This window comes from Actinomadura litoris (assembly GCF_009733595.1).
In the GTDB taxonomy this organism is placed as follows: domain Bacteria; phylum Actinomycetota; class Actinomycetes; order Streptosporangiales; family Streptosporangiaceae; genus Spirillospora; species Spirillospora litoris.
The window spans coordinates 165,131-186,913 of sequence record NZ_WOFH01000016.1 but is presented as its reverse complement, the minus strand read 5'-3'; the positions used below and the strand labels follow the sequence as shown (position 1 = coordinate 186,913).

Genomic DNA, 21,783 nt, shown 5'->3' with positions numbered 1-21,783 from the left:
GACGTGGTCGTCCAGATGGACATAGAGTGCGGTCAGAAGGGCGTCCAGGTTTGTCTTCACACACTGATCATGGGCGCCCTTCACCATGCCTGCGACCGGTTCAGCAAACCCCCATCAACGATCTAGCGGGCGCCCACCAGCAGCGACACTGTGCTTCCGCAGGGGCGGGCGTCGAAGCCCCGCCCGCCCCGGTAGACGGCGCCGGGCGGCCAGGCCGCCGTGTTGGAGGCCATCACGCGGCCCGGCGCGTTGACGACGAACGCGGGCGCGGGGATCTCGCGGAGCGCCGGGACGATCTCGTTCTCGAAGGTGCGGGCGAACACGTCGGCGGCGGCGACCCCGGCGAACACCCCCTCGACGTGGACCGGCGCCGACAGCGTGAGGACGTACTCGTCGCTGCACAGGTAGTCGACGTAGGGGCCGCAGACGGTCCGCTCGGCGCCGCCGCGCGGGCCGGTGAACCAATCCCAGGCGGTGTAGTCGTACAGGGCGCTGCTCTCGGGGTCGAGGTCGGGCAGGAGCTGGGACGGCGCGCCCGCCGGCCCGGTCTGCCACCACTCCAGGTACCAGGCGGCGTCGGCGAGCAGGCCGGGGGCGGCGATGAAGCCCAGCCCGCAGACCAGCGGGCCGAGGCGGGGGAGCAGCAGCGGGCGCAGCGGGGCGAGGTCGGCGCGGACGGGCGCGCGCCCGGCGGCGGCGACCTCGGCGAGCCGCCGGGACGAGGCGTCGCGCACCTCCGCCACGGTCGCGAACACCGCGTCGAGGGTCGCGTGGACGCGCGCGGCGGCGGCGCCGACGGCGGCACCGGCGGCCGCACCGGCGGCCGGGCGGGCCACCGGGAGCTCGGAGCGCATGGATCACCTCGGGGTCAGAGGGCGAGCCGTCGTTCAATCAGATGTTCTACCGCATTCGCGACGTGACTTTCAGCGACATCGCGGGCCCGCCCCTCCTCGCCCCGGGCGATCGCCTCGACGAGCGCCGCGTGCTCGGCGCGGACCCGGTCGCCGGCCTCGGGACGCCCGTGCGCGGCGAGGATCAGCGGCCCGATGTCGGCCTGGAGCCGGATCTCCTCCCGGGTGAGCCGGACGGACTGCGACGCGGCGGCCACCTCCAGGTGGAACCGCCCGTCCAGGCGGCACAGGTGAGGGCCCGGGTCGGCCTCGGCCATCTCGGCGAGCGAGCGCCGCAGCCGGTCGACGTCGCCGGGCAGCGAGCGCAGCGCCGCCAGCCGCGCGGCGGCGCCCGCGATCGCCGCGTAGTGGTCGCCGAGGTCGCGCAGCTCCTCGGCGGCGAGCGGGCGCAGCCGCCCGTCCAGGTCGAACGGGCGGGCCGGGGTGCGGACGAAGCTCCCGCCGCCGCGTCCCCGCCGGGTCTCGATGAGGCCCTGCTGACGCAAGGCCATCAGCGCCTCGCGTAGGGTGACCGTCGACACGCCGAGATACCCGGCGAGGTCGGTCTCGCTGGGCAGCTGCTCCCCGTCGGCGAGCAGCCCGAGCGCGATCGCGTCGCCGAGGCGGCGGACCACCGCGTGCACCCGCGCGGTGTTGTCGACCGGGGCGAACACGGCCGGACGCGCGCTGTCCATCGGGCCCCCTCCCGCCGGCGTCGACTCAGTGATACCGGATCATCACTTGAACTGAAACTTATGAATCCATATGTTTTCATCCCATGTCGGTTTCAGCGGTGCGGATCCGCGACCTCCGCAAGGGCTTCGGCGCGGTCGAGGCGGTCGCCGGCGTCGACCTCGACATCGGGGACGGCGAGTTCTTCTCGATGCTCGGCCCGTCGGGGTCGGGCAAGACGACCGTGCTCCGGCTGATCGCGGGGTTCGAGCGTCCCACGGCTGGAACGGTCGAACTGGCCGGGCGTGACGTCACCTCCCTCCCGCCGTTCGAGCGCGACGTCAACACCGTCTTCCAGGACTACGCGCTGTTCCCGCACCTGGACGTGCTCCGCAACGTCGAGTACGGGCTGAAGGTGCGGCGGGTGCCGCGCGCGGAGCGCCGCGCGCGGGCCCGGGAGGCGCTGCGCGGCGTCCGGCTGGAGGGCATGGAGGCGCGGCGCCCGGCGGAGCTGTCGGGCGGCCAGCGGCAGCGGGTCGCGCTGGCCCGCGCGCTGGTCAACGAGCCCCGCGTCCTGCTGTTGGACGAGCCGCTCGGCGCGCTCGACCTCCGGCTGCGCGAGGAGATGCAGGCCGAGTTGAAGGCCATCCAGCGCCGCGCCGGGATCACGTTCGTGTTCGTCACCCACGACCAGGAGGAGGCGCTGACGCTCAGCGACCGGGTCGCGGTGATGGACCGCGGCCGGATCGAGCAGGTCGGCACCCCGGCGCAGCTGTACGAGCGTCCGGCGACCGCGTTCGTGGCGGGCTTCGTCGGCACCTCCAACCGCGTCGGGGACGTCCGCGTCCGTCCGGAGAAGCTCCAGGTCGACGGGCTCGACGGGGTCGGCACGGAGCGCGGGCCGGGCCAGGGGGACCGGCACGCGCTCGGCACGGTCGCCGACCTCGTCTACGCGGGCGCGCTCACCCGGGTCCACGTCGACCTGGAATCGGGCGAGCGGGTCGTGGCGCTCCGGCAGAACCTCGCGGCCTCGGACGACATGCCGCACCGGCCGGGCGACCGCGTCCGGGTCCGGTGGCACTCCGCGCACGAGTTCCGGGTGGCGGACGCCGGCCGGGGCGACGCGGCCGAGGCGGCGCCCGCCTCCTGAACCGCACGACACCTCCTTCATCACCCCCGAAATAAGGAGTTCCCCATGTGGTCCACGCGCGTGGCGCTCGCCGCCACGGCAGCGCTGGCGATCGGACTGACCGGCGCCTGCGGCGACGGCGATTCGGCAGGCAAGGCGACCGGTGCCGGGCAGGGCGGGTTCACCGTCCCGAAGATCGCGGCGCGGCAGTCGCTCGGCGCGGGCGAGGGCCGGGTCAACCTGGTCGCCTGGGCCGGGTACGCCGAGGACGGCTCCAACGACAAGAAGGTCGACTGGGTCCACCCGTTCGAGAAGCAGACCGGCTGCAAGGTCAACACCAAGATCGCCGGGACGTCCGACGAGATGGTCACGCTGATGCGGACGGGGGAGTACGACGCCGTGTCCGCGTCCGGCGACGCCTCGCTGCGGCTCATCGCCTCCGGCACGGTCGCGCCCGTCAACACCGCGCTGGTGCCGAACTACGCCGACGTGTTCCCCGGCCTGAAGCTCAAGCCGTGGAACTCGGTGAACGGCGTCGCCTACGGCATCCCGCACGGGCGCGGCGCGAACCTGCTGATGTGGCGGTCGGACAAGGTCAGGCCCGCGCCGACGTCCTGGGGCGCGGTGTTCGACGCGAACTCGCCCTACAAGGGCAAGGTCACCGGCTACGACTCGCCGATCTACATCGCGGACGCGGCGCTGTACCTGATGTCCTCGCGCCCCGAACTCGGGATCAAGAACCCCTACGCGCTCGACCAGAAGCAGTTCGACGCGGCCGTCGCGCTGCTGAAGACGCAGCGCGGCCTGATCGGCGAGTACTGGTCGGACTACACCAAGGAGGTCCAGGCGTTCAAGAGCGGCGACTCGGTGCTCGGGACGACCTGGCAGGTCATCGCCAACCTCGCCAAGGCCGAGAAGGCGCCGGTGGAGGTGGCGCTGCCGAAGGAGGGCTCGACCGGCTGGTCGGACACCTGGATGGTCGGCGCCAAGGCCAAGAACCCGAACTGCGCCTACAAGTGGATGGACTGGATCGTCTCCCCGAAGGCGAACGCCCAGGTAGCCGAGTGGTTCGGTGAGGCGCCCGCCAACGCCAGGGCGTGCGGGCTGACCGCCGACAGGAAGTTCTGCGACACCTTCCACGCCACCGACGAGACCTACTTCTCCAAGGTGCGCTTCTGGACGACGCCGATCGCGCAGTGCCTCGACGGCCGCAAGGACGTCAAGTGCGTGGACTACTCCAAGTGGACCCAGGCGTGGACGACGATCAAGGGCTGACCGCCGTCGCCGCCGCCCGCCCGGCGCCGGGTCCCCGGCGCCGGGCGGCGGCCGTCCTGCACCGCCGCCCCCGGCTGCGCCTGACGCTGCTGCTGAGCGCCCCGCTCGCCTGGCTGGTGCCCGGCTACCTCGGCGCCCTCGCCGCGATCTTCCTGACCGCGTTCTGGACGACCGACACCTTCACCGGCGAGGTGGTCCACCAGTACACGCTCGCCAACTTCCAGACGCTCTGGGACGAGCCCGTCTACCGGACGATCGCGCTGCGCAGCGTGGGCGTCGCCGCCGCCGTCACGTTGATCGACATGGCGATCGGCCTGCCGATGGCGTTCGCCATGGCCAAGGTCGTGAGGCCCCGCCGGCGGCCGTACCTGGTCGTCGCGGTGCTCGCGCCGCTGTGGGCGCCCTACCTCGTCAAGGCGTACGCGTGGCGGGTCATGCTGGCGCACGGCGGCCTCGCCGACGAGGTGCTCGGCCCGTTCGGGCTGTCGGGGCCGGGCTACGGCCTGACCGCGACCGTCCTCGTGCTCGCCTACCTGTGGCTGCCGTACATGATCCTGCCCGTCTACACGGGCCTGGAGCGGCTGCCCGACTCGCTGCTGGACGCCTCCGGCGACCTCGGCGCGCGGCCGCTGCGCACGCTCCGCGCCGTCGTGCTGCCGATGGTCTTCCCCTCGCTGGTCGCCGGGTCGGTCTTCACGTTCTCGCTCTCGCTCGGCGACTACATCACCGTGAAGATCGTCGGCGGCCGGACGCAGCTGCTCGGCAACGTCGTCTACGACAACGTCGGCGCCGCCAACAACCTGCCGTTCGCCGCCGCCGTCGCCACGATCCCCGTCGTGGTGATGCTGGCCTACCTCGCCGCCGCCCGCCGCACCGGCGCGCTCAGGGAGCTGTGATGACCCTCTCGCCCGCGGCCCGCGCCGCGCTGCGCGCCGTGCTGGTCCTCGGCCTGGCGGTGATCTACGTCCCGCTGCTGGTCGTGCTGGTCAACTCCGTCAACGCCGACCGGGCGTTCGGGTGGCCGCCGACGTCGTTCACCGGGCGCTGGTGGGCGCACGCGATGGACGACGCGGGCGCCCGGCGCGCCGTGCTCACCAGCGTCAAGGCCGGGCTCGGCGCGACGGCGATCGCGCTCGTGCTCGGCACGGCCGCCGCGTTCGCGGTGGCCCGGCACCGCTTCTTCGGCCGCGAGGCCGTGTCGCTGGCCGTCGTGCTGCCGATCGCGCTGCCCGGCATCGTCACCGGCATCGCGCTCAGCAACGCCTTCCAGGTCGTGCTGAAGCCGCTCGGCGTCGGGCTCGGTCTGTTCACCGTGATCGCCGGGCACGCCACGTTCTGCGTCGTCACGATCTACAACAACGTCCTCGCCCGGCTGCGCCGCACCGGGACCAGCCTGGAGGAGGCGTCCGCCGACCTCGGCGCCGACACCTTCCAGACGCTCCGGTACGTGACGTTCCCGGCGCTGCGCTCGGCGATGCTCGCCGGGGGGCTGCTGTCGTTCGCGCTGTCCTTCGACGAGATCATCGTGACCACGTTCACCGCCGGGCCCGGCGCGCAGACGCTGCCGATCTGGATCTTCGGCAACCTGTTCCGGCCGAACCAGGCGCCGGTCGTCAACGTGCTGGCCGCCGCCATGATCGTGCTGTCGGTGATCCCGATCTGGATCGCGCAGCGGCTCTCCTCCGGCGCCCGCTCGCCGGTGTGAGGGCGTCGTGTGAGGGCGCCGTGTGCGGGCTCCGTGTGCGGGCTCCGTGTGCGGGCGCGGAGGGGGTCAGGCGCGCAGGCCCCGCGAGACCTCGATCCAGCGGTCCAGCAGGGCGCTCGCGGCGCCGGAGTCGATCGCCGCCGCCGCCCGCTCGTAGCCGGCGCCCAGCGTCGCGGTGAGGTCGGCGGCGGCCGGCGCGCCCTCGAACGCGGTGATCAGCGCGGCGGCGTTCAGCAGCACCATGTCGCGGACGGCGCCGGGCGCCCCCGCGAACACCTCGCGCGCCACCCGGCCGTTGAACGCGGCGTCGGCGCCGCGCAGGTCCTCCGGCTTGGCGGGCGCGATCCCGAGGTCGGACGGGTCGAACGTCGTCTCCACCGCCGCGCCGTCGCGGACCACCCACACCGTGGACGTGCCGGTCGTCGTCAGCTCGTCGAGCCCGTCGTCGCCCCGGAACACCAGCGACGAGCAGCCCCGCGAGGCGAACACGCCCGCGACGACCCCCGCCATCCGGGGATGGAACACCCCCACCGCCTGCGCGGGCGGCCGCGCCGGGTTCGTCAGCGGGCCGAGGAAGTTGAACACCGTCGGCGTGCCCAGCTGGCCGCGCGCCTTGGAGGCGTGGCGCAGCGCCGGGTGGAACATCGGCGCGAAGCAGAACGTGATGCCGGTCTCCTCGGCGACGCGCGCGGTCGCCTCCGGCGGCAGGTCGATCGCGACGCCGAGGTGCTCCAGCAGGTCGGCGGCGCCGCACGAGGACGAGGCGGCCCGGTTGCCGTGCTTGACGACCTTCACCCCGGCCGCGGCGCCCACCACGGCCGCCATCGTGGAGATGTTGACGGTGTGGGCCCGGTCGCCGCCCGTGCCGACCAGGTCGGCGAAGCGGCCCGCCACCGTGATCGGGGTGGCGTTGTCCATCATGCCGTCGGCGAGGCCGGACACCTCGGCGACCGTCTCGCCCTTGGCCCGCATCGCGACCGCGAAGCCCGCGATCTGCACGTCCGTGGCCTCGCCGGCCATGATCTGGTTCATGGCCCAGGCGGTCTCCTCGCTGGTCAGCGAGTCGCCGTCGAGGAGGGCGTTCAGCAGTGCGGGCCACGTCGTGCGGGCGTCCATGTCGCTCCGGGGAAGTTCGTCCGGGGGCGGTGCGCCCCGGGCTGAATCTGTTCTGGCCTGCCCGGCCTGTGCCTGCCAGGCCCCGCCTGAGGAGTCGGGCCTACAGGGCGGGCAGGCGGCTCTCGGCGCGCCGCCGCATCAGCCCGGCGAGCGCGGTGGCGAGGGCCATCGGGTCGAGCGGGAGGCTGACCACGGCGTCGGCGCGCGACCAGGTCGCGAGCCAGCCGTCGTCGCGGCGGGCGATGATCGCCAGGACCGGCGGGCAGTCGTAGACCTCGTCCTTGGCCTGCCGGCACACCCCGAGGCCCCCGGCGGGCTGGGCCTCGGCGTCCACGACCAGCACGTCGATGTCGCCCTCGTCCAGGCGCGCCACCACGGCGGGCTGGGTCGCGATCTCCACGAACTCGACCCGCGGGACGTCCGCGGCGGGGCGGCGGCCGACCGCCATCCGGATCTGGGCGCGGGTGTTCGCGTCGTCGCTGTAGACGAGAACCTTCATCGGGCTCTCCGTGCTCTCCGGGGCGGTGCTCATGGCACCGAAGGGTACCGCTTCGCGTGCGTGCGCACGAGATACGCCCCCGGCCGCTGCCAGGCAAGAGCCCCGGAGAGGTCCTCCGGCGCGACGCGCCGTGACACGCTCGGGGAACTCTAGAAGGGGGGTCATGCGTCGATCACTGGATAGGGGCGCAATAATGCTGCCCGTGACAGCATCCGCGATAGAGACAACACCTCACGCACGGGCAAACCGTCCCAATCTGGTCAGCGTGGGGACGATCGTCTGGCTGTCGTCCGAGCTGATGTTCTTCGCGGCGCTGTTCGCGATGTTCTTCACGATCCGCTCCGTGACGATCGGCCAGTCCGGGCACGGCGCGTGGCCCGGCGCCCCGCTGAACCTGCCGCTGTCGGCGGTCAACACCACCGTCCTGGTGCTGTCCTCGGTGACGTGCCAGATGGGCGTGTTCAAAGCGGAGGCGGGCAAGGTCGGCCGGGACGGCGGCCTGCTGAACTTCCGGCGGTGGGGGCTGCGCGAGTGGTACGTGCTGTCGTTCCTCATGGGCGCCTACTTCGTCGCCGGGCAGGCGTACGAGTACTACAGCCTGGTCACCAAGGACGGCCTCACGCTGTCCTCGTCGGCCTACGGCTCGGTCTTCTACCTGACCACCGGCTTCCACGGCCTGCACGTCACCGGCGGGCTCGTCGCGTTCCTGTTCGTCCTCGGGCGGACCTACGCCGCCAAGCGCTGGACGCACGAGCAGGCCACGAGCGCGATCGTCGTGTCCTACTACTGGCACTTCGTCGACGTGGTGTGGATCGGCCTGTTCGCCACCATCTACCTGCTCGACTGACGTGACGCCGTGACCTGCTCGACGACCTGCTCGAACCACCAGACGACATGACCCGAACGGGGATTTCCGTGAGAAGGATCACCGCATGGCGACGGCGCCCCTGGGCGGGCTACGCCGTCGTGCTGGCGGCCCTGGCGGCGATCGGCGCCATCTACGCCGGCTTCTCGCCGCAGACCGGCCGCGCCGAGGCGGAGGGCACCGCCGCGGCCGCGCAGGACCTGGGCAACGGCAAGCAGCTGTTCAACAAGAACTGCGCCAGCTGCCACGGCCTGAACGCCGAGGGCACCAAGGACGCCAAGGGCAAGCCGATCGCCCCGAGCCTCATCGGCGTCGGCGCCGCGTCCGTCGACTTCCAGGTCAGCACGGGCCGCATGCCCGCGATGAACCCGGGCGCGCAGATGCCGCGCAAGGAGCCGATCCCCCCCTTCGACACCTCGATCAAGACCGACTACGAGGAGAAGGAGAAGCGGGAGGCGGCCGAGAAGCAGAAGGCGCAGGCCGAGAAGAACCTGGCCGACCTGCGCGCCTACATCTCCTCGCTCGGCAACGGCCCGGACGTCCCCCCGGCCTCGGCGGTCGACCCGAAGACCGGCGACGTGGCCCTCGGCGGCAAGCTGTTCCGCACCAACTGCGCCCAGTGCCACAACTTCACCGGCCAGGGCGGGGCGCTGACCGGCGGCAAGTACGCCCCGCCGCTGAACAACAGCGACGTCACGCCCACCCAGATCTACGAGGCCATGCTGACCGGCCCGCAGGCGATGCCGGTGTTCAACGACACCACGCTCACGCCCAAGGACAAGCAGGCGATCATCGCCTACCTCGTCCAGACGCGCGAGGAGCCGAACCCGGGCGGTAACGGCCTCGGCCGCATCGGCCCGGTGTCGGAGGGCCTGGCGGGCTGGCTGATCGGGATCGGCCTGCTGGTGCTGGCCGCCATGTGGATCACCGCGAAGAAGCCGAAGAAGCTGAAGAAGCCATGAGCGACGACAACAAGGACGACACCGGCGCCGCCGGCTCGGAGGAGCCGCGCAGGGGCGCCCGCGGCGGGGACGGCCGGCGTGAGGAGGCCCCGCGCGAACGGGTGATCCGCACGCCGTCCCCCGCCAGGGACAAGGAACTGCTCGCCGAGGGCGACATCTCGGCCCCGGCGGGCGCGGGAGAGCAGCTCGACGAGGCGTCGGCCAAGCGGGCCGAGCGCGTCGTCGCGACGTTCTTCCTGCTCGCCTTCGCGGGCAGCGTGGGCTTCATCGCCTACTACATCGGCTGGAGCGGCCGCGACGGCGGCATGCACGGCGTCGACCGGGCCCGGGAGTCCAACTTCTGGCTCGGCGGCATGATGGCGCTGTCGTTCCTCGCCCTCGCGATCGGCGTCACGATCTGGGTGCGGCGGCTGATGACCAGCAAGCCGATCATCCAGGAGCGGCACCTGCCCGCCGCCGACGAGGAGACCCGCGCCGGGTTCAACGAGGACTTCATGGAGGGGGCGGTCGACAGCGGCATCACCAAGCGGCCGCTGCTGCGCCGCACGCTGCTGCTGGCCTCCGCCCCGCTCGGCCTCGCCCCGCTGGTGCTGCTGCGCGACCTCGGCCCGCTGCCGGAGAAGAAGCTCCGCAGCACCTTCTGGGCCAAGGCCGTCGAGGAGGCGCACAAGCAGGGCAAGAAGGGCGTCCGGCTCGTTGTGGACGGCACCAACCGCCCGCTGCGGGTCAGCGACTTCTCCTCGCCCGGCTCGATGATCACCGTGCTGCCGGAGGGCATCGAGGAGCACGTCCCCGAGGAGCAGGTGCTCACCGAGACCGCCAAGGCCGTGACCATCCTCATCAACGTGCCCGCGGACGAGTTCAAGCCCGCCAAGGGCCGCGAGAACTGGCACGTCAACGGCATCGTGGCCTACTCCAAGATCTGCACGCACGTCGGCTGCCCGGCCGCGCTGTACGAGCAGACCACGCACCACATCCTGTGTCCGTGCCACCAGTCCACCTTCGACGCCACCAACGCCGCGAAGGTCGTGTTCGGCCCGGCCGCCCGTCCGCTGCCGCAGCTTCCGCTGTCGGTCGAGGACGGCTACATCGTCGCCACCAGCGACTACCACGAGCCGATCGGCCCGAGCTTCTGGGAGCGCGGATGAGCCAGACGACAGCTCCGCAGTCGGTCGACGCCTCGCTGAACTGGCTCGACGACCGGCTCGGCTCCACGACCTTCATGAAGCGGAACCTCAAGAAGGTCTTTCCCGACCACTGGTCGTTCATGCTGGGCGAGATCGCCCTGTACTCCTTCATCATCCTGCTGCTGACCGGGACGTTCCTGACGCTCTGGTTCCAGCCGAGCATGCAGGAGGTCGTGTACAACGGCTCGTACACGAAGCTGAACGGCGTGAAGATGTCGCAGGCCTACGCCTCGACGCTGGAGATCAGCTTCGACGTGCGCGGCGGCCTGCTGATGCGGCAGATCCACCACTGGGCCGCGGTCCTGTTCATGGCCTCGATCCTGGCGCACATGCTGCGGGTGTTCTTCACCGGCGCCTACCGCAAGCCGCGCGAGCTGAACTGGCTCATCGGCATCGGCATGTTCACGCTCGGCATGCTGGAGGGCCTGTTCGGCTACTCGCTGCCCGACGACCTGCTGTCGGGCACCGGGCTGCGGATCACCCAGGGCGTCACGGAGTCGATCCCGCTGGTCGGCACCTACCTGTACATGTTCCTGTTCGGCGGCGAGTTCCCCGGCCAGGACATCGTGCCCCGGCTGTTCACCATCCACGTGCTGCTGATCCCGGGGCTGATCCTCGGCATGGTCACCGCGCACATGATGATCATGTGGCACCAGAAGCACACCGCGATGCCGGTCAAGAACCAGACCGAGCAGCAGGTGTACGGCTACCCGTTCTACCCGGTGTTCATGGCCAAGACCGGCGCCTACTTCCTGTTCACCTTCGGCGTGCTCGCGCTGATGGGGGCGTTCGTCCAGATCAACCCGATCTGGCTGTTCGGCCCCTACGACCCCGGCGCGATCTCCGCGGGCTCCCAGCCCGACTGGTACATGGGCGTGCTGGAGGGCGCGCTGCGCATCATGCCGAACTGGGAGATCTCCGCCTGGGGCCACACGGTCAGCTTCAACGTGCTGATCCCGGCGACGGTGCCGCTCGGCATCATCTTCACCGGCGCGGCCGTCTGGCCGTTCGTCGAGGCGTGGGTGACCGGTGACAAGCGGCACCACAACGTCAACACGCGTCCGCGCAACGCCCCGGTCCGCACGGCGACGGGCATGGCCGCGGTGACGTTCTACGGGATGCTGTGGATCGCGGGCGCCAACGACGTCCTGGCCGACAAGTTCCACCTGTCGATGTTCGGGATCACGTGGTTCTTCCGCGTGGGGATCTTCATCGGGCCCTACCTGGCGTTCGTCATCACCAAGCGGATCTGCCTGGGCCTCCAGCGCAAGGACGCGAACATCATCGGGCACGGCGAGGAGTCCGGCATCATCATGATGTCGCCGGACGGCCGGTACTCCGAGCGGCACGAGCCCGCGCGCGAGGAGAAGCGGGTGACGATCCTGTCCAAGGAGAACACCCGTCCCGAGGCGCCCGCCAAGGACGCCCGCGGGATCCCGGCGCCCGGCTCCAAGGGCCCGCTCGGGCATCTGCGCTCGCGCCTCAACCGCGCCTGGACCTTCGACGACATCCCCGTCGAGGAGCACGAGCACGGCGAGCACGGCGAGGGTGGGCACGGCGGGGTCGAGGGCCGGGAGTCCCGGCCGCTCAGCCGCTGACCGCCGCCGCGATGTCGCAGGCAGGGGCCCGTCACCGGACGTCCGGTGGCGGGCCCCTCCGCTTGCCTTCCGGACCCGGCCGATGACCCGGACGCTGTTCGTCACCAACGACTTCCCGCCGCGTCCGGGCGGCATCCAGGCGTTCGTGCACGGCCTCGCCGCGCGCCGTCCGCCCGGCTCGGTGGTCGTGTACGCGCCGGCGTGGGAGGGCGCGGCGGGGTTCGACGCGCGGCAGCCGTTCCCGGTCGTCCGGCACCCGGGGTCGCTGATGCTGCCGGTGCCGGGCGTGCTGCGCCGGGCGCGGGAGGTGCTGCGCGCGGAGGGCTGCGAGTCGGTCGTCTTCGGCGCGGCGGCGCCGCTCGGGCTGCTGGCGCCCGCGCTGCGGCGGAGCGGCGCGGGACGGCTCGTCGGGATCACGCACGGGCACGAGGCGGGCTGGGCGTCGCTGCCGGTCGCGGGCGGTGCGCTGCGCCGTATCGCGGACGGCCTGGACGTCCTCACCTACCTGGGCGAGTACACGCGGTCGCGGATCGCGCCGACCCTGTCGCCGGACGCGGCGGCGCGCATGGCGCGGCTCGCCCCCGGCGTCGACGAGCACGCCTTCCGGCGGGGCGCGGGGGGCGCGGAGATCCGCGCTCGGCACGGCCTGTCCGACCGCCCGGTCGCGGTGTGCGTGTCGCGCCTCGTGCCGCGCAAGGGGCAGGACGCGCTGATCCACGCGTGGCCGCGCGTCCTGAGGCGGGTCCCGGACGCGGCGCTGCTGCTCGTCGGCGGCGGCCCCTACCGCGCCGAGCTGGAGCGGCTGGCCGCGTCCCTCGGCGTCGACCGCTCGGTGGTGTTCGCCGGGAACGTTCCCTGGGAGGAGCTTCCGGCGCACCACGACGCGGGCGAGGTGTTCGCGATGCCGTGCCGCACCCGCCGCCGCGGCCTGGACGTGGAGGGCCTCGGCATCGTCTACCTGGAGGCGTCCGCGACCGGGCTGCCGGTGGTCGCGGGCGACTCCGGCGGCGCGCCCGACGCGGTCGTCGACGGGGAGACCGGCGTGGTCGTGCCGGGCCGGTCCGTCGCGCGCGTCGCCGACGCGGTCGCCGCCCTCCTCGCCGATCCGGCGCGGGCCCGCGCGATGGGGGAGCGGGGGCGCGCGTGGGTGGAGCGGGAGTGGCGCTGGGAGGTTCAGGCGGCGCGGCTGGGCGCGCTGCTCGGCCACTGAGATGTGGCCCCATGGTCAGCAACGAAAATCCCTAGGTCATGCCACGTTTCGCGGCACGTCGTGAGGGTGCGAGGATGCGGGATATGGAGAACGCGGACATCGAGGACGCTTGGGCCCGGGCTCCGGGAGAGGCCGCCCGCTGGCTGCACGAACTCGACCCCGACCACTGCTACTCGGGTTTCGAGCCGCCGCGGAACCCCGACTCCGCCTGGCTTCTGCACGCGATGTACGCGTGGGAGGAGGGCCTGGTCACCACGACCCACGACGACGTCCACCAGTCGGTGACGGCGGCCGGGCTCGTCGAGCCCGCCGATCCCGCCGCCGACGTCCCCGGCGACGTGGGCGACCTGCTGGAGGGCGCGATCGTCACCGGCACCGAGCTCGGCCGCAGCGGCGACCCGGGCGCGGGGTGGCGGCGGCTGCGCTGGCGGGAGCTGGCGCGCGGGTTCGGGGAGCCGGTCGTGCCGGAGGGGGAGCTGCCCGGCAACCGCTGCCTGCGCCAGGGCCATCCCACCGGGAGCTGGTCGGCGGCGATCCAGCCGCCCGCCGAGGGCTGCCTGGACCGCGAGAGCTGGCACCGGCTCGTCGGCGTGCTGCTGCGGCACAGCCCGGCGGGCGCCGACACGCGCTGCCTCGCCTACTACTGCCCGCTGGTCACGGCCGACTGGGACAACGAGACCGTGCTCGCGGGGCGGCTCGGCGACGCGGCGCGGCTGTACGACCATCCGGGGATGGCGAGCTGCCCGTCCGACCTGTGGTCGGCCGACCGGTCGTGGGTGGTCTACTGCGACTGGGACCTGTGGGGCACCAAGGTCGTCGGGCCGACGGAGCTGGTCGAGGCCGTGCTGGCCGACCCGGAGCTGGAGGGCGTCCGGCTGCCCTGGACGCGCTGACCCGACACGCCGAGTGACCGCTCGGCCGCGCGTCGAAGATCAGCCTTGGGTCGCATGTGCCGGGCGACCGGGGGCTGAGATGATCGTGCTCCGCTCGGGGGGAGAGTGGAGAGATGTCGCGTGCGATCACGGGGCGTGGCCGTGCTGGCCGTGTTGGTGACGCTGGCGCTGGCGGCGGGGGCCGCCGCGGTGTGGCTGTGGCCGGGGAAGGACGAGGGGACGCCCGAGGAGGTGGCCCGCGACTACTTCGCCGCCTGGTCGCGGGGGTCCCTCGACGGGATGGGGAGGCTGGTCGCCGACCCGCCGCCGGACTTCGCCGACCAGCACCACGCGCTGTCGGACGGGCTGCGGGTGAGCACGATCGCGCTGGATCCGCGTCCGGTGGTGCGGTCGGGGCCCGACACGGCGCGCGCGGCCTTCACGGTCACGCGCGCGGTCGCGGGCCGCGGCGACTGGACGTTCGGGTCGGAGCTGAGGCTCGGGAAGGTGGACGGGCGGTGGCGCGTCCTGTGGACGCCCTCGACCCTGTACCCCGGGCTGAGGGGGAAGGGCACGTGGTCGCTGCGGGAGGTGACGGTGCCCGCCGTCGCGCCGGTCGCGCGCGACGGGAAGCCGTTCCCGCAGGACGGCCCGCTCCAGCCCTACCTGAGCGCGATCAACGAGCGGATGGAGGGCGAGGCCGGCACCGGGTGGGTCATCGAGCTGCGTGACGGCTCCGGGCCCGTCCAGCGGGTCAAGGTGCTCGGGGTGAAGGCGACCCGGAAGGTCCGCACGACGCTGGACCGGCGCGTCCAGGCGGCGGCGGAGAGGGCCGTCGGGGGGCGGCAGGCGGCGGTCGTCGCGATCCGCCCGTCCAGCGGGGAGATCGTCGCCGTCGCCGACGCGCTCGGCGGGATGGGCGCGTTCGTCGGCACCTACCCGCCGGGCTCGACGTTCAAGGTCGTGACGGCGGCGGCGCTGCTCGCGGACGGGATGGGCGCCGGATCGGCGGCCGACTGCCCGGCGGTCGTCGTCACCGCGCAGCGGACCATCCGCAACGACCAGAACCACGACCTCGGGCGGACGACGCTGCGGGACGCGTTCGCGGCGTCGTGCAACACCACGTTCGCGCGCCTGGCGGTGGAGAAGGCGGGCGCGAAGAAGCTCGCGGCGGCGGCCGAGTCGTTCGGGTTCGGCGCGCGGGTCGCGCCGGGCCTGTCCGCCGCCCCCTGCCCCTTCCCGTCGGTCGGGAGCGGCGCGGCGCTGGCGGAGGCGGGCATCGGGCAGGGGCAGGTGCTGGCGAGCCCGCTGCTGATGGCGTCGGTCGCGGCGGCGGTGGCGGACGGGACGTGGCGCGCCCCCCGGCTGCTGTCGCCGGAGCTGATCCGCGAGGGCGGGGGAGGTGTTCCGGACGCCCACGACGTCCCGGGCGCCGCCGACCTGCGGTCGATGATGCGCGCGGTCGTCACCGGCGGCACCGCCGCGCGGGCCGGGCTTCCGGAGGGGACGTCCGGCAAGACCGGCACCGCCGAGTATGACGGCGGCACCCACGCCTGGTTCATCGGCTTCCGCGGCGACCTGGCGTTCTCCGTCCTCGTCCCGGACGGCGGGTCGGGCCCCGAGGTGGCGGCGCCGCTGGCCGCCGCGTTCCTGCGCGGCCTGAGGTGACGCCGCGGGGTCGAGGTGACGCTGCGGGGTGAAACGTTTTTGGGCATCCTCATTCATCCGGACGCGCCGTGGGCGTATGCTCCCGGGTGATCGACCGGACCCGCGAGGGTCCACGAGGCAGCGGTGGGAGCGGAGCGGGCTCCCGCGCCGCGGCCTCGACGTCTCACATGTCTCATCGGGACCACCGAACAGGTCGGCGTTCGCCGAGCCCTCCCCTCCTCCACAGGAGAGGGCATGGTGCGACGCGACACCCGGCATGCGTCACGGCACGCGCATGCTTCATCTCGCGCGCGGACGTCCGCGCGCCCCCCATCGGGCCCGGGGCGACCGGCCGAGGAACCGCAGTGGCCCGAGGGGTCCTGGTGGGCCCGGCAGCCCGGATGGACCGGGGCCCGGCCCGCGGCCGAACCCCGGCGCGCGGCCGAACCCCGGTATCCGGCTGAGCCCCGGTATCCGGGTGAGTCCCGGCGTCCGGCTGAGCCCCGGCGTGCGGGCGGGCACCGGGCGCGGCGCGCCCCCGGGCCCCGGGCGCGGCCGCGCGGCGGGCGGCGGGGGTCACCCGACCGGCTGAGCATCGGCGCGGTCGTGCTGTCGTGCGTCGTCGGCCTGTCGCTGCTCGGCGTCGTCGAGCGGGCGCTGCTGGACGGCGGCACCGTCGGCGCGTCCGGAACGGTCGGCGACGACACCCCGGCACGAAGCCACCGGGAACGCGCCAAGCCGGGCAGGCGCGAGGCTCCCCGGCGGACCCCCGGCCCCTCCGGCGGCCCGGCCGCGCCCGCCGCGCCCGATCCGGCGGTGCTCACCGCGCGGGTGCGGGAGTTGACGCTGGAGCAGCGCGGCGCGACCGCCCGCCGCTCCTACGGCGCCGCGCCGTCCCGCCCGCCCGTCGTGGACACCGCCCGCACCAGCGCCGACGGGACGTGGGCGTTCGGCACCACCGCGATCCCCGTCCCGGCCGCCAGCGCCGCCACCCCCGAGATCGCGTTCTTCGCGGCGCGGTGGCGGCGCGGCCGGTGGGAGATCGGACTGTCGGGCGGCGCGGCGTTCACCGGCCTGCTGTCGGCGATGCCCGCGAGCCTCATGTCGGCGGCCGAGGCGGGCGCGCTGCGCCGCTACGCCGCGCTCACCGCCGAGGGGGCGAACGCGCTGGTCAACGGCAGCCGCACCGGCGACGGGCTGATGCTGCCGTGGAAGAGCGGCGCCGTCTGGTCGATGACCGCCGGGGAGCCGCCGGGCGGCGCGGCCGGGCGCCCGCTGGGCTCGCTGGCGTTCTCGGGCGGGGACGGGCGCGTCCTGTCCTCCGGCGCCGGACGGCTCTACCGGTTCTGCGGCGACGCGGCGGGCCGCGCGCTGGTCATGGTGGTCCACCGCAGCGGCCTCGCCACCACCTACTACCGGGTGCGGTCGGTGCCGCGGCTGCGCGACGGCAGCGTCGTCGGGCGCGGTGAGCCGATCGGGCGGACCGGCACCGACCTGCCCTGCGGCGGCGCCGCCGCGCCGCGTCCGCAGGTCGGGTTCGACCTGCGGCGGGGCACCGAGAGGGTCCCGCTGGACGGCGCGCGCATCGGCGGCTGGACGTTCCGGGAGCGGGCCGAGCCCCTCCTCGGGTTCGCCGAGCGCGGCGACCTCCAGGTCCTCCCCGGGGGGCTGCTGGCCAACCTCGGCCCGGTCCCCGCGGCGGACGACCCGCCGCCATCGCCGCTCCCCGGCACCCCGCCGGAGGACGGTACGCCAGGTCGGGCGAAACCGGGCGGCGCGCCGTCGCCGTCCGCGACGTGAGAAGAGGAGTCCGAGCGGTGCGAACACGCAACAGCGATGAACCCGCGGTGCCGTCCTGGGCACTGCGCGCGGTGCTCGTCGGCGCGGTGGCGGTCCTGGTCGGCGCGGCGACCCCGCCGGGCGCGGCCGCCGCGGCGAACGTGCAGTACTTCCTCTCCTTCTACGCGGGGGTCTTCACCCTGCTCGCGATGACCGCGGCCGTGATGAGCGGGCTGCTGGCCACCGAGCGGCTGATCCTCGGCATCCGGCACCGCGTGCTGGCGCAGGGCGTGCACCGCGCGTCCGCCGTGCTCGCGGTGGCGATGGTGGTCGCGCACATCGCGGTGAAGGTGGTCGGCGGGCTCGCCGCCCCCGAGCAGATCGCGGTGCCCGGCCCCGGCGCCGTCGGCCTCGGCACGCTCGCGTTCGAATTGATGCTGCTCGTCGTGGTCACCGGCCTGCTGCGGGCGCGGTTCGCGTTCCGGGGGCGCCCGTGGGTGTGGCGGATGATGCACGCCGTCTCCTACGTCTCCTGGCCCCTCGCGATCGTGCACGGCCTCACCGCCGGGCGGGTCGCCGCGAACTGGGTCGTGCTCAGCTACGTGCTGAGCGTCGCGGGCGTCGCGCTCGCGCTGCTCACCCGCATGATCGTGGTGGTGCGGCCGCGGGAGGTGCGGCGCGCGGGCGAGGACGCCGGCGAGCGCCGCGCCGCGCCCGGCTCCCGCACGGCCCCCGGCTCCCGCGCGACCGTCGCCGACCCGCGCGGGATGCGCGTGCCCCCGGCGGGGCGGGGCCATGACAGCGAGGCCCTCCGATGACGCCCCCGGTCGCGGTCTCCCATCTCGGCGGGCCCCGCCTGACGCTCGGCTTCGACCGGTTCGACCGGCTGGACCTCGCCCGGCACCTCGCCGTGCACGGCCGGCTGCGCGCCCCCGGCCTCGCCGACCTCGTCGAGATGGCCGAGCAGGTCGACCTGCGCGGCCGGGGCGGCGCGGGCTTCCCGTTCGCGCGCAAGCTCACCGCCGTCGCCGCCCGGGTGCGCCACCCCGGCGCGGACGACCTCCCGCCGCTGCCGGGGGAGCGGCGCGGCGCGCGCGGCCCCAGCGAGGACGTCGTGGTCGTGGTGAACGGCGCCGAGGGCGAGCCGGGCAGCGCCAAGGACCGGGTGCTGCTCGGCCGCGCGCCCCACCTCGTCCTGGACGGCGCGCAGATCGCCGCGTCCGCGCTCGGCACCCGGCGGATCGTCGTCGCCGTCGAGGACGGCGAGGCCGCCCGCTCGGTCCGCGCCGCGATCGCCGAGCGGCGGATGCCCACCCGCGTCGTCCGGCTCACCGAGCGGTTCATCTCCGGGGAGAGCGGCGCGGTCGTCCGCGCGATCAACGGGGAGGCGCCGATCCCGCCGGGGGTGAAGGTCCGCGCCGCCGAGTCCGGGGTGGACGGCTGCCCGACGCTGCTGTCCAACACCGAGACGTTCGCGCAGCTCGCCGTGCTGGTCTCGCTCGGCCCCGACCTGTACGCCTCGGCGGGCGGCGAGGACGAGCCGGGCACGACGCTGCTCACCGTCGGCGGGACCCGGGTCGTCGAGGCGCCGCTCGGCACGCCGCTGCGCGCCGTCCTGGAGCACTGCGAGGTCCCGCCGTCCCCGGGCGTGCTCGTCGGCGGATACCACGGCATGTGGCTCGACCCGCCCGGCGCGGCGCGGGCCGTGCTCTCGCGCGCCGGGATGCGGCGGGTGGGCGGCACCGTCGGCGCCGGGATCATCCTGCCGCTCGCGCGCGGCACGTGCCCCCTCGGCGAGGTCACGCGCATCGCGTCCTACCTCGCCGCGCAGTCCGCCGGGCAGTGCGGGCCGTGCCGGCTGGGGCTGCCCGACGTCGTCCGGTCGCTGACCGCGCTCGCCGACGGCTCCGGGACGGTCGAGGACGTGCGGCGCGCGGCGGGCGTCGGGCGGGGCCGGGGCGCCTGCACCCACCCCGACGGCACCGCGAGGTTCGTGCTGTCGGCGGTCGAGGCGTTCGCCGGGGACATCGACGTCCACCGGCAGGGCGGGACCTGCGGGCAGCCGACCTACGGGGTGCTGCCGCTGCCCGTCCCGACCGGCGAGGAGGGCCGCGTCGCGATCGACTGGAGCCGCTGCGACGGGCACGGGCTGTGCGCCTACCTCGTCCCTGAGCTGATCCAGCTCGACCGGTACGGCTTCCCCGTCGTGCTCGGCAGCGACATTCCGGCCTGGATGGAACGCGACGTGGCCAAAGCGGTGGCGATGTGCCCCGCGCTCGCGCTGCGCGTCACCGGCGGAATCACGGGAAGTGCGGCGCGGCGTCCATGACCGGCCAATCCTCCGCGATTTTCCATCGCGAATCGGTGAACCCCGGGTTCGGTGCGGTGCGTACCTCCTGGCGACCCGCGCCGGGTCGGTCCGGCGACATTTCCGAAAGGAGGACGAGGCCGTTTTGAGGAAGAGCCACGGTTTCGCGCGGGTGCGCCGGCGCCGCCGCCACCGCGTCGGCCGCGCCCTGCTGCTGCTGGCGGTGGCGGCCGCCGTCGCGGGCGCCGCCGCGGTGGTCCTGCGCCCCGGATACGGCGGTGCGCCCGCCGACGGCGCGACCCGGGGAGGCACGACCCAGACCCGCTGGGGCCGCCTCAGCGCGCTCGACAGGGTGCTGCTGGTGAAGGTCCGGCAGGCCGGGCTGTGGGAGATGCCCGCAGGCCAGCAGGCCCAGCAGCGCGCCTCCAGCCCCCGCGTGCGGGAGGTCGCGGGGATGATCATGGAGCAGCACATGCGGCTGGACGCCGACACCCGCGCCACCGCGGAGCGGCTCGGAGTGATCGTGCCGAACCAGCCGAACGGCACCCAGCAGAGCTACCTCCGGGAGCTCTCGCACAAGATCGGGGCGGACTACGACCGGACGTTCGTGCTGCGGCTGCGCTCGGCCCACGGGCAGGTCTTCAGCGTCATCGCCAAGGTCCGCGCGCAGAGCGAGAACACCGAGATCCGCGCTTTCGCGGAACGGGCGCTGAAATTCGTCAACACCCATATGTCACTGCTGGAGAGCACGGGCCTGGTGACCAAATCGGCCCTGCATTGAACGGCACCGCATTGAGGCTTTCCGCCCACACCTAGGGAGTTTTTCCATGGGAAGAAGGAAGAAGGCGCTCGCCGCGATCGTCCCGGCGCTCGCGCTCGTCGCGACGGCGGCCGGGACGCCCCCGGCGGGGGCCGCGCCGATCGGGGGCCGCGCGGTGCTCGCCGCCGGCCCGTCCGATCCGCCCTCCTCCGACCCGCCGCCCCCCGACCCGTCCGCGAGCCCGTCGGCCGATCCGTCGGCGGAACCGCCCGCCGACGCGTCCGCCGATCCGTCGGCGGGGCCGCCCGGGGAGCCCTCCGCCGAACCGTCCGCGGAGCCGTCCGTGGAGCCGCCGGACCAGCCGACCGCCGCGCCGCCGCAGGGGCAGGGCGGGCAGGCGGTCAAGCAGGGGCCGAACCGGAACCAGTTCGCCGACATCCGCCGGGCCCCGCGCGTGCGGCAGCCCCGGCAGGGCCGGGGCGGGTCGCGCGGCACCTTCACCTCGAACTGCGGGCGCAACGAGGGCCAGCGGCACAGCAACCCCGACAACGTGATCGTGGCGCCCGGCGTCCAGAACGGCGCGCACCACATCCACGACTACGTGGGTAACGAGTCGACCGACGGGTTCTCCACCGACCAGAGCCTCGCCGCCGCCGGGACGACCTGCACCAACGGCGACAGGTCCACCTACTACTGGCCGGTCGTGCGGCTCCGCGCCGGGCGGGACGGGTCGGACGCGGCGGGCCAGAGCAAGCAGGACGGCAACACCGGCTCCGTCGTCACCCCCTCGTCCGTGCAGCTCCGGTTCATGGGGAACGCGCGGGGCAGGGTCGCCGCGATGCCGGAGTTCATGCGGATCGTCACCGGCGACGCCAAGGCCGGGACGAACGGCCCGGGCAACGCCCGCTCCCAGTGGACGTGCACCGGCTTCCAGGACCGCGCGTTCACCGACCGGTACCCGCTGTGCCCGCGCGGCAGCCGCGTGACGCGCGTGCTGAACTTCCCGAGCTGCTGGGACGGGCGCAACTCCGACAGCGCGAACCACCGGGACCACGTCGTCTTCCCCGACCCGCGGACCGGCGCGTGCCCGCAGGGGCGCCAGGCCGTCCCGCAGCTGCGGATGACCCTGACCTACGCGGTCCCGGCGCGCGCGCTGGCGTTCGCGCTCGACACCTTCCCCGAGCAGGGCCACGACCCGGTGACCGACCACGGCGACTTCATCAACGTGATGTCGCCGGACCTGATGCGCCGCGCGGTCGGCTGCGTGAACTCCGGCCGCCGCTGCTGAGGTCCCGGGTCCCCGGCCCGT

Annotated in this window: 20 protein-coding genes; 16 read left to right on the top strand and 4 right to left on the bottom strand. The window is 74.0% G+C overall.

What is annotated here, in order from left to right; all coding sequences use genetic code 11:
- Positions 1–122: 122 nt before the first annotated feature.
- On the bottom strand, positions 123–854 hold the full coding sequence (locus GNZ18_RS35630) for a cache domain-containing protein (protein ID WP_156221046.1): 732 nt from the start codon (positions 852–854) through the stop codon (positions 123–125).
- A gap of 14 nt (positions 855–868) precedes the next feature.
- The gene (locus GNZ18_RS35625; protein ID WP_156221045.1) at positions 869–1,585 is read right to left on the bottom strand and encodes a FadR/GntR family transcriptional regulator; all 717 of its coding nucleotides are present in this window, start codon (positions 1,583–1,585) and stop codon (positions 869–871) included.
- Between the two features lie 83 nt (positions 1,586–1,668).
- Between GNZ18_RS35625 and GNZ18_RS35620 the strand changes: the two genes are divergently transcribed.
- Genes GNZ18_RS35620 through GNZ18_RS35605 form a run of 4 tightly spaced genes read left to right on the top strand, consistent with a single transcriptional unit; the run spans position 1,669 to position 5,671 of the window.
- Entirely contained in the window at positions 1,669–2,712 is a 1,044-nt protein-coding gene (locus GNZ18_RS35620; RefSeq protein WP_156221044.1) for an ABC transporter ATP-binding protein, read from the top strand.
- A gap of 45 nt (positions 2,713–2,757) precedes the next feature.
- Positions 2,758–3,966, top strand: a complete 1,209-nt coding sequence (locus tag GNZ18_RS35615; RefSeq protein ID WP_156221043.1) for an ABC transporter substrate-binding protein — start codon at positions 2,758–2,760, stop codon at positions 3,964–3,966.
- Entirely contained in the window at positions 3,945–4,862 is a 918-nt protein-coding gene (locus GNZ18_RS43895; protein ID WP_216651550.1) for an ABC transporter permease, read from the top strand. Before GNZ18_RS35615 ends, GNZ18_RS43895 begins: the two co-directional genes overlap by 22 nt.
- Positions 4,862–5,671, top strand: a complete 810-nt coding sequence (locus GNZ18_RS35605; protein WP_156221042.1) for an ABC transporter permease — start codon at positions 4,862–4,864, stop codon at positions 5,669–5,671. The genes GNZ18_RS43895 and GNZ18_RS35605 overlap by 1 nt, the downstream gene beginning before the upstream one ends.
- A 66-nt stretch (positions 5,672–5,737) precedes the next feature.
- Here the strand turns inward: GNZ18_RS35605 and trpD are convergent, their stop codons facing one another.
- Complete coding sequence (trpD, locus tag GNZ18_RS35600) at positions 5,738–6,787, bottom strand: anthranilate phosphoribosyltransferase (RefSeq protein WP_156221041.1); 1,050 nt, start codon at positions 6,785–6,787, stop codon at positions 5,738–5,740.
- Positions 6,788–6,887: 100 nt separating this feature from the next.
- The gene (locus tag GNZ18_RS35595) at positions 6,888–7,319 is read right to left on the bottom strand and encodes a response regulator (RefSeq protein WP_156221040.1); all 432 of its coding nucleotides are present in this window, start codon (positions 7,317–7,319) and stop codon (positions 6,888–6,890) included.
- A 130-nt stretch (positions 7,320–7,449) separates the two neighbouring features.
- Between GNZ18_RS35595 and ctaE the strand changes: the two genes are divergently transcribed.
- The 12 genes from ctaE (at position 7,450) to GNZ18_RS35535 (ending at position 21,762) form a co-directional block, all read left to right on the top strand.
- Positions 7,450–8,133, top strand: coding sequence for an aa3-type cytochrome oxidase subunit III (gene ctaE, locus GNZ18_RS35590; RefSeq protein ID WP_156221039.1), 684 nt, complete (start codon positions 7,450–7,452; stop codon positions 8,131–8,133).
- Between the two features lie 68 nt (positions 8,134–8,201).
- Positions 8,202–9,113, top strand: coding sequence for a cytochrome bc1 complex diheme cytochrome c subunit (gene qcrC / locus GNZ18_RS35585; RefSeq protein WP_214617739.1), 912 nt, complete (start codon positions 8,202–8,204; stop codon positions 9,111–9,113).
- The gene (gene qcrA, locus GNZ18_RS35580; RefSeq protein ID WP_156221037.1) at positions 9,110–10,261 is read left to right on the top strand and encodes a cytochrome bc1 complex Rieske iron-sulfur subunit; all 1,152 of its coding nucleotides are present in this window, start codon (positions 9,110–9,112) and stop codon (positions 10,259–10,261) included. The genes qcrC and qcrA overlap by 4 nt, the downstream gene beginning before the upstream one ends.
- Complete coding sequence (gene qcrB / locus GNZ18_RS35575) at positions 10,258–11,898, top strand: cytochrome bc1 complex cytochrome b subunit (RefSeq protein WP_156221036.1); 1,641 nt, start codon at positions 10,258–10,260, stop codon at positions 11,896–11,898. The genes qcrA and qcrB overlap by 4 nt, the downstream gene beginning before the upstream one ends.
- A gap of 82 nt (positions 11,899–11,980) precedes the next feature.
- A complete protein-coding gene (locus GNZ18_RS35570) occupies positions 11,981–13,108 on the top strand; it encodes a glycosyltransferase family 4 protein (protein WP_156221035.1) in 1,128 nt (375 codons plus the stop codon).
- An 83-nt stretch (positions 13,109–13,191) separates the two neighbouring features.
- Complete coding sequence (locus GNZ18_RS35565; RefSeq protein ID WP_156221034.1) at positions 13,192–14,001, top strand: hypothetical protein; 810 nt, start codon at positions 13,192–13,194, stop codon at positions 13,999–14,001.
- A gap of 120 nt (positions 14,002–14,121) precedes the next feature.
- Entirely contained in the window at positions 14,122–15,648 is a 1,527-nt protein-coding gene (locus GNZ18_RS35560) for a penicillin-binding transpeptidase domain-containing protein (RefSeq protein WP_156221033.1), read from the top strand.
- Positions 15,649–16,233: 585 nt separating this feature from the next.
- Positions 16,234–17,427 carry a hypothetical protein gene (locus GNZ18_RS35555; RefSeq protein WP_156221032.1) on the top strand — a complete coding sequence of 398 codons (1,194 nt, stop codon included), beginning with the start codon at positions 16,234–16,236 and terminating at the stop codon, positions 17,425–17,427.
- 17 nt (positions 17,428–17,444) lie between these two features.
- Positions 17,445–18,224 carry a ferric reductase-like transmembrane domain-containing protein gene (locus GNZ18_RS35550; protein ID WP_156221031.1) on the top strand — a complete coding sequence of 260 codons (780 nt, stop codon included), beginning with the start codon at positions 17,445–17,447 and terminating at the stop codon, positions 18,222–18,224.
- A complete protein-coding gene (locus tag GNZ18_RS35545) occupies positions 18,221–19,735 on the top strand; it encodes an NADH-quinone oxidoreductase subunit NuoF family protein (RefSeq protein WP_156221030.1) in 1,515 nt (504 codons plus the stop codon). The genes GNZ18_RS35550 and GNZ18_RS35545 overlap by 4 nt, the downstream gene beginning before the upstream one ends.
- A 124-nt stretch (positions 19,736–19,859) precedes the next feature.
- On the top strand, positions 19,860–20,495 hold the full coding sequence (locus GNZ18_RS35540) for a DUF4142 domain-containing protein (RefSeq protein ID WP_246251062.1): 636 nt from the start codon (positions 19,860–19,862) through the stop codon (positions 20,493–20,495).
- Positions 20,496–20,541: 46 nt separating this feature from the next.
- Positions 20,542–21,762 (top strand): DUF1996 domain-containing protein, encoded by a 1,221-nt coding sequence (locus GNZ18_RS35535; protein ID WP_156221029.1) that lies wholly within the window; start codon positions 20,542–20,544, stop codon positions 21,760–21,762.
- Positions 21,763–21,783: the final 21 nt, after the last annotated feature.

Coding starts and splice junctions, on each gene's coding strand:
- qcrA (WP_156221037.1), top strand. CDS start 9,110: ATGAGCGACGACAACAAGGACGACACCGGCGCCGCCGGCTCGGAGGAG.
- GNZ18_RS35595 (WP_156221040.1), bottom strand. CDS start 7,319: ATGAGCACCGCCCCGGAGAGCACGGAGAGCCCGATGAAGGTTCTCGTC.
- GNZ18_RS35615 (WP_156221043.1), top strand. CDS start 2,758: ATGTGGTCCACGCGCGTGGCGCTCGCCGCCACGGCAGCGCTGGCGATC.
- trpD (WP_156221041.1), bottom strand. CDS start 6,787: ATGGACGCCCGCACGACGTGGCCCGCACTGCTGAACGCCCTCCTCGAC.
- GNZ18_RS35605 (WP_156221042.1), top strand. CDS start 4,862: ATGACCCTCTCGCCCGCGGCCCGCGCCGCGCTGCGCGCCGTGCTGGTC.
- GNZ18_RS35535 (WP_156221029.1), top strand. CDS start 20,542: ATGGGAAGAAGGAAGAAGGCGCTCGCCGCGATCGTCCCGGCGCTCGCG.
- GNZ18_RS35565 (WP_156221034.1), top strand. CDS start 13,192: ATGGAGAACGCGGACATCGAGGACGCTTGGGCCCGGGCTCCGGGAGAG.
- GNZ18_RS35570 (WP_156221035.1), top strand. CDS start 11,981: ATGACCCGGACGCTGTTCGTCACCAACGACTTCCCGCCGCGTCCGGGC.
- qcrB (WP_156221036.1), top strand. CDS start 10,258: ATGAGCCAGACGACAGCTCCGCAGTCGGTCGACGCCTCGCTGAACTGG.
- ctaE (WP_156221039.1), top strand. CDS start 7,450: ATGCGTCGATCACTGGATAGGGGCGCAATAATGCTGCCCGTGACAGCA.
- GNZ18_RS35630 (WP_156221046.1), bottom strand. CDS start 854: ATGCGCTCCGAGCTCCCGGTGGCCCGCCCGGCCGCCGGTGCGGCCGCC.
- GNZ18_RS35620 (WP_156221044.1), top strand. CDS start 1,669: ATGTCGGTTTCAGCGGTGCGGATCCGCGACCTCCGCAAGGGCTTCGGC.
- GNZ18_RS35625 (WP_156221045.1), bottom strand. CDS start 1,585: ATGGACAGCGCGCGTCCGGCCGTGTTCGCCCCGGTCGACAACACCGCG.
- GNZ18_RS35545 (WP_156221030.1), top strand. CDS start 18,221: ATGACGCCCCCGGTCGCGGTCTCCCATCTCGGCGGGCCCCGCCTGACG.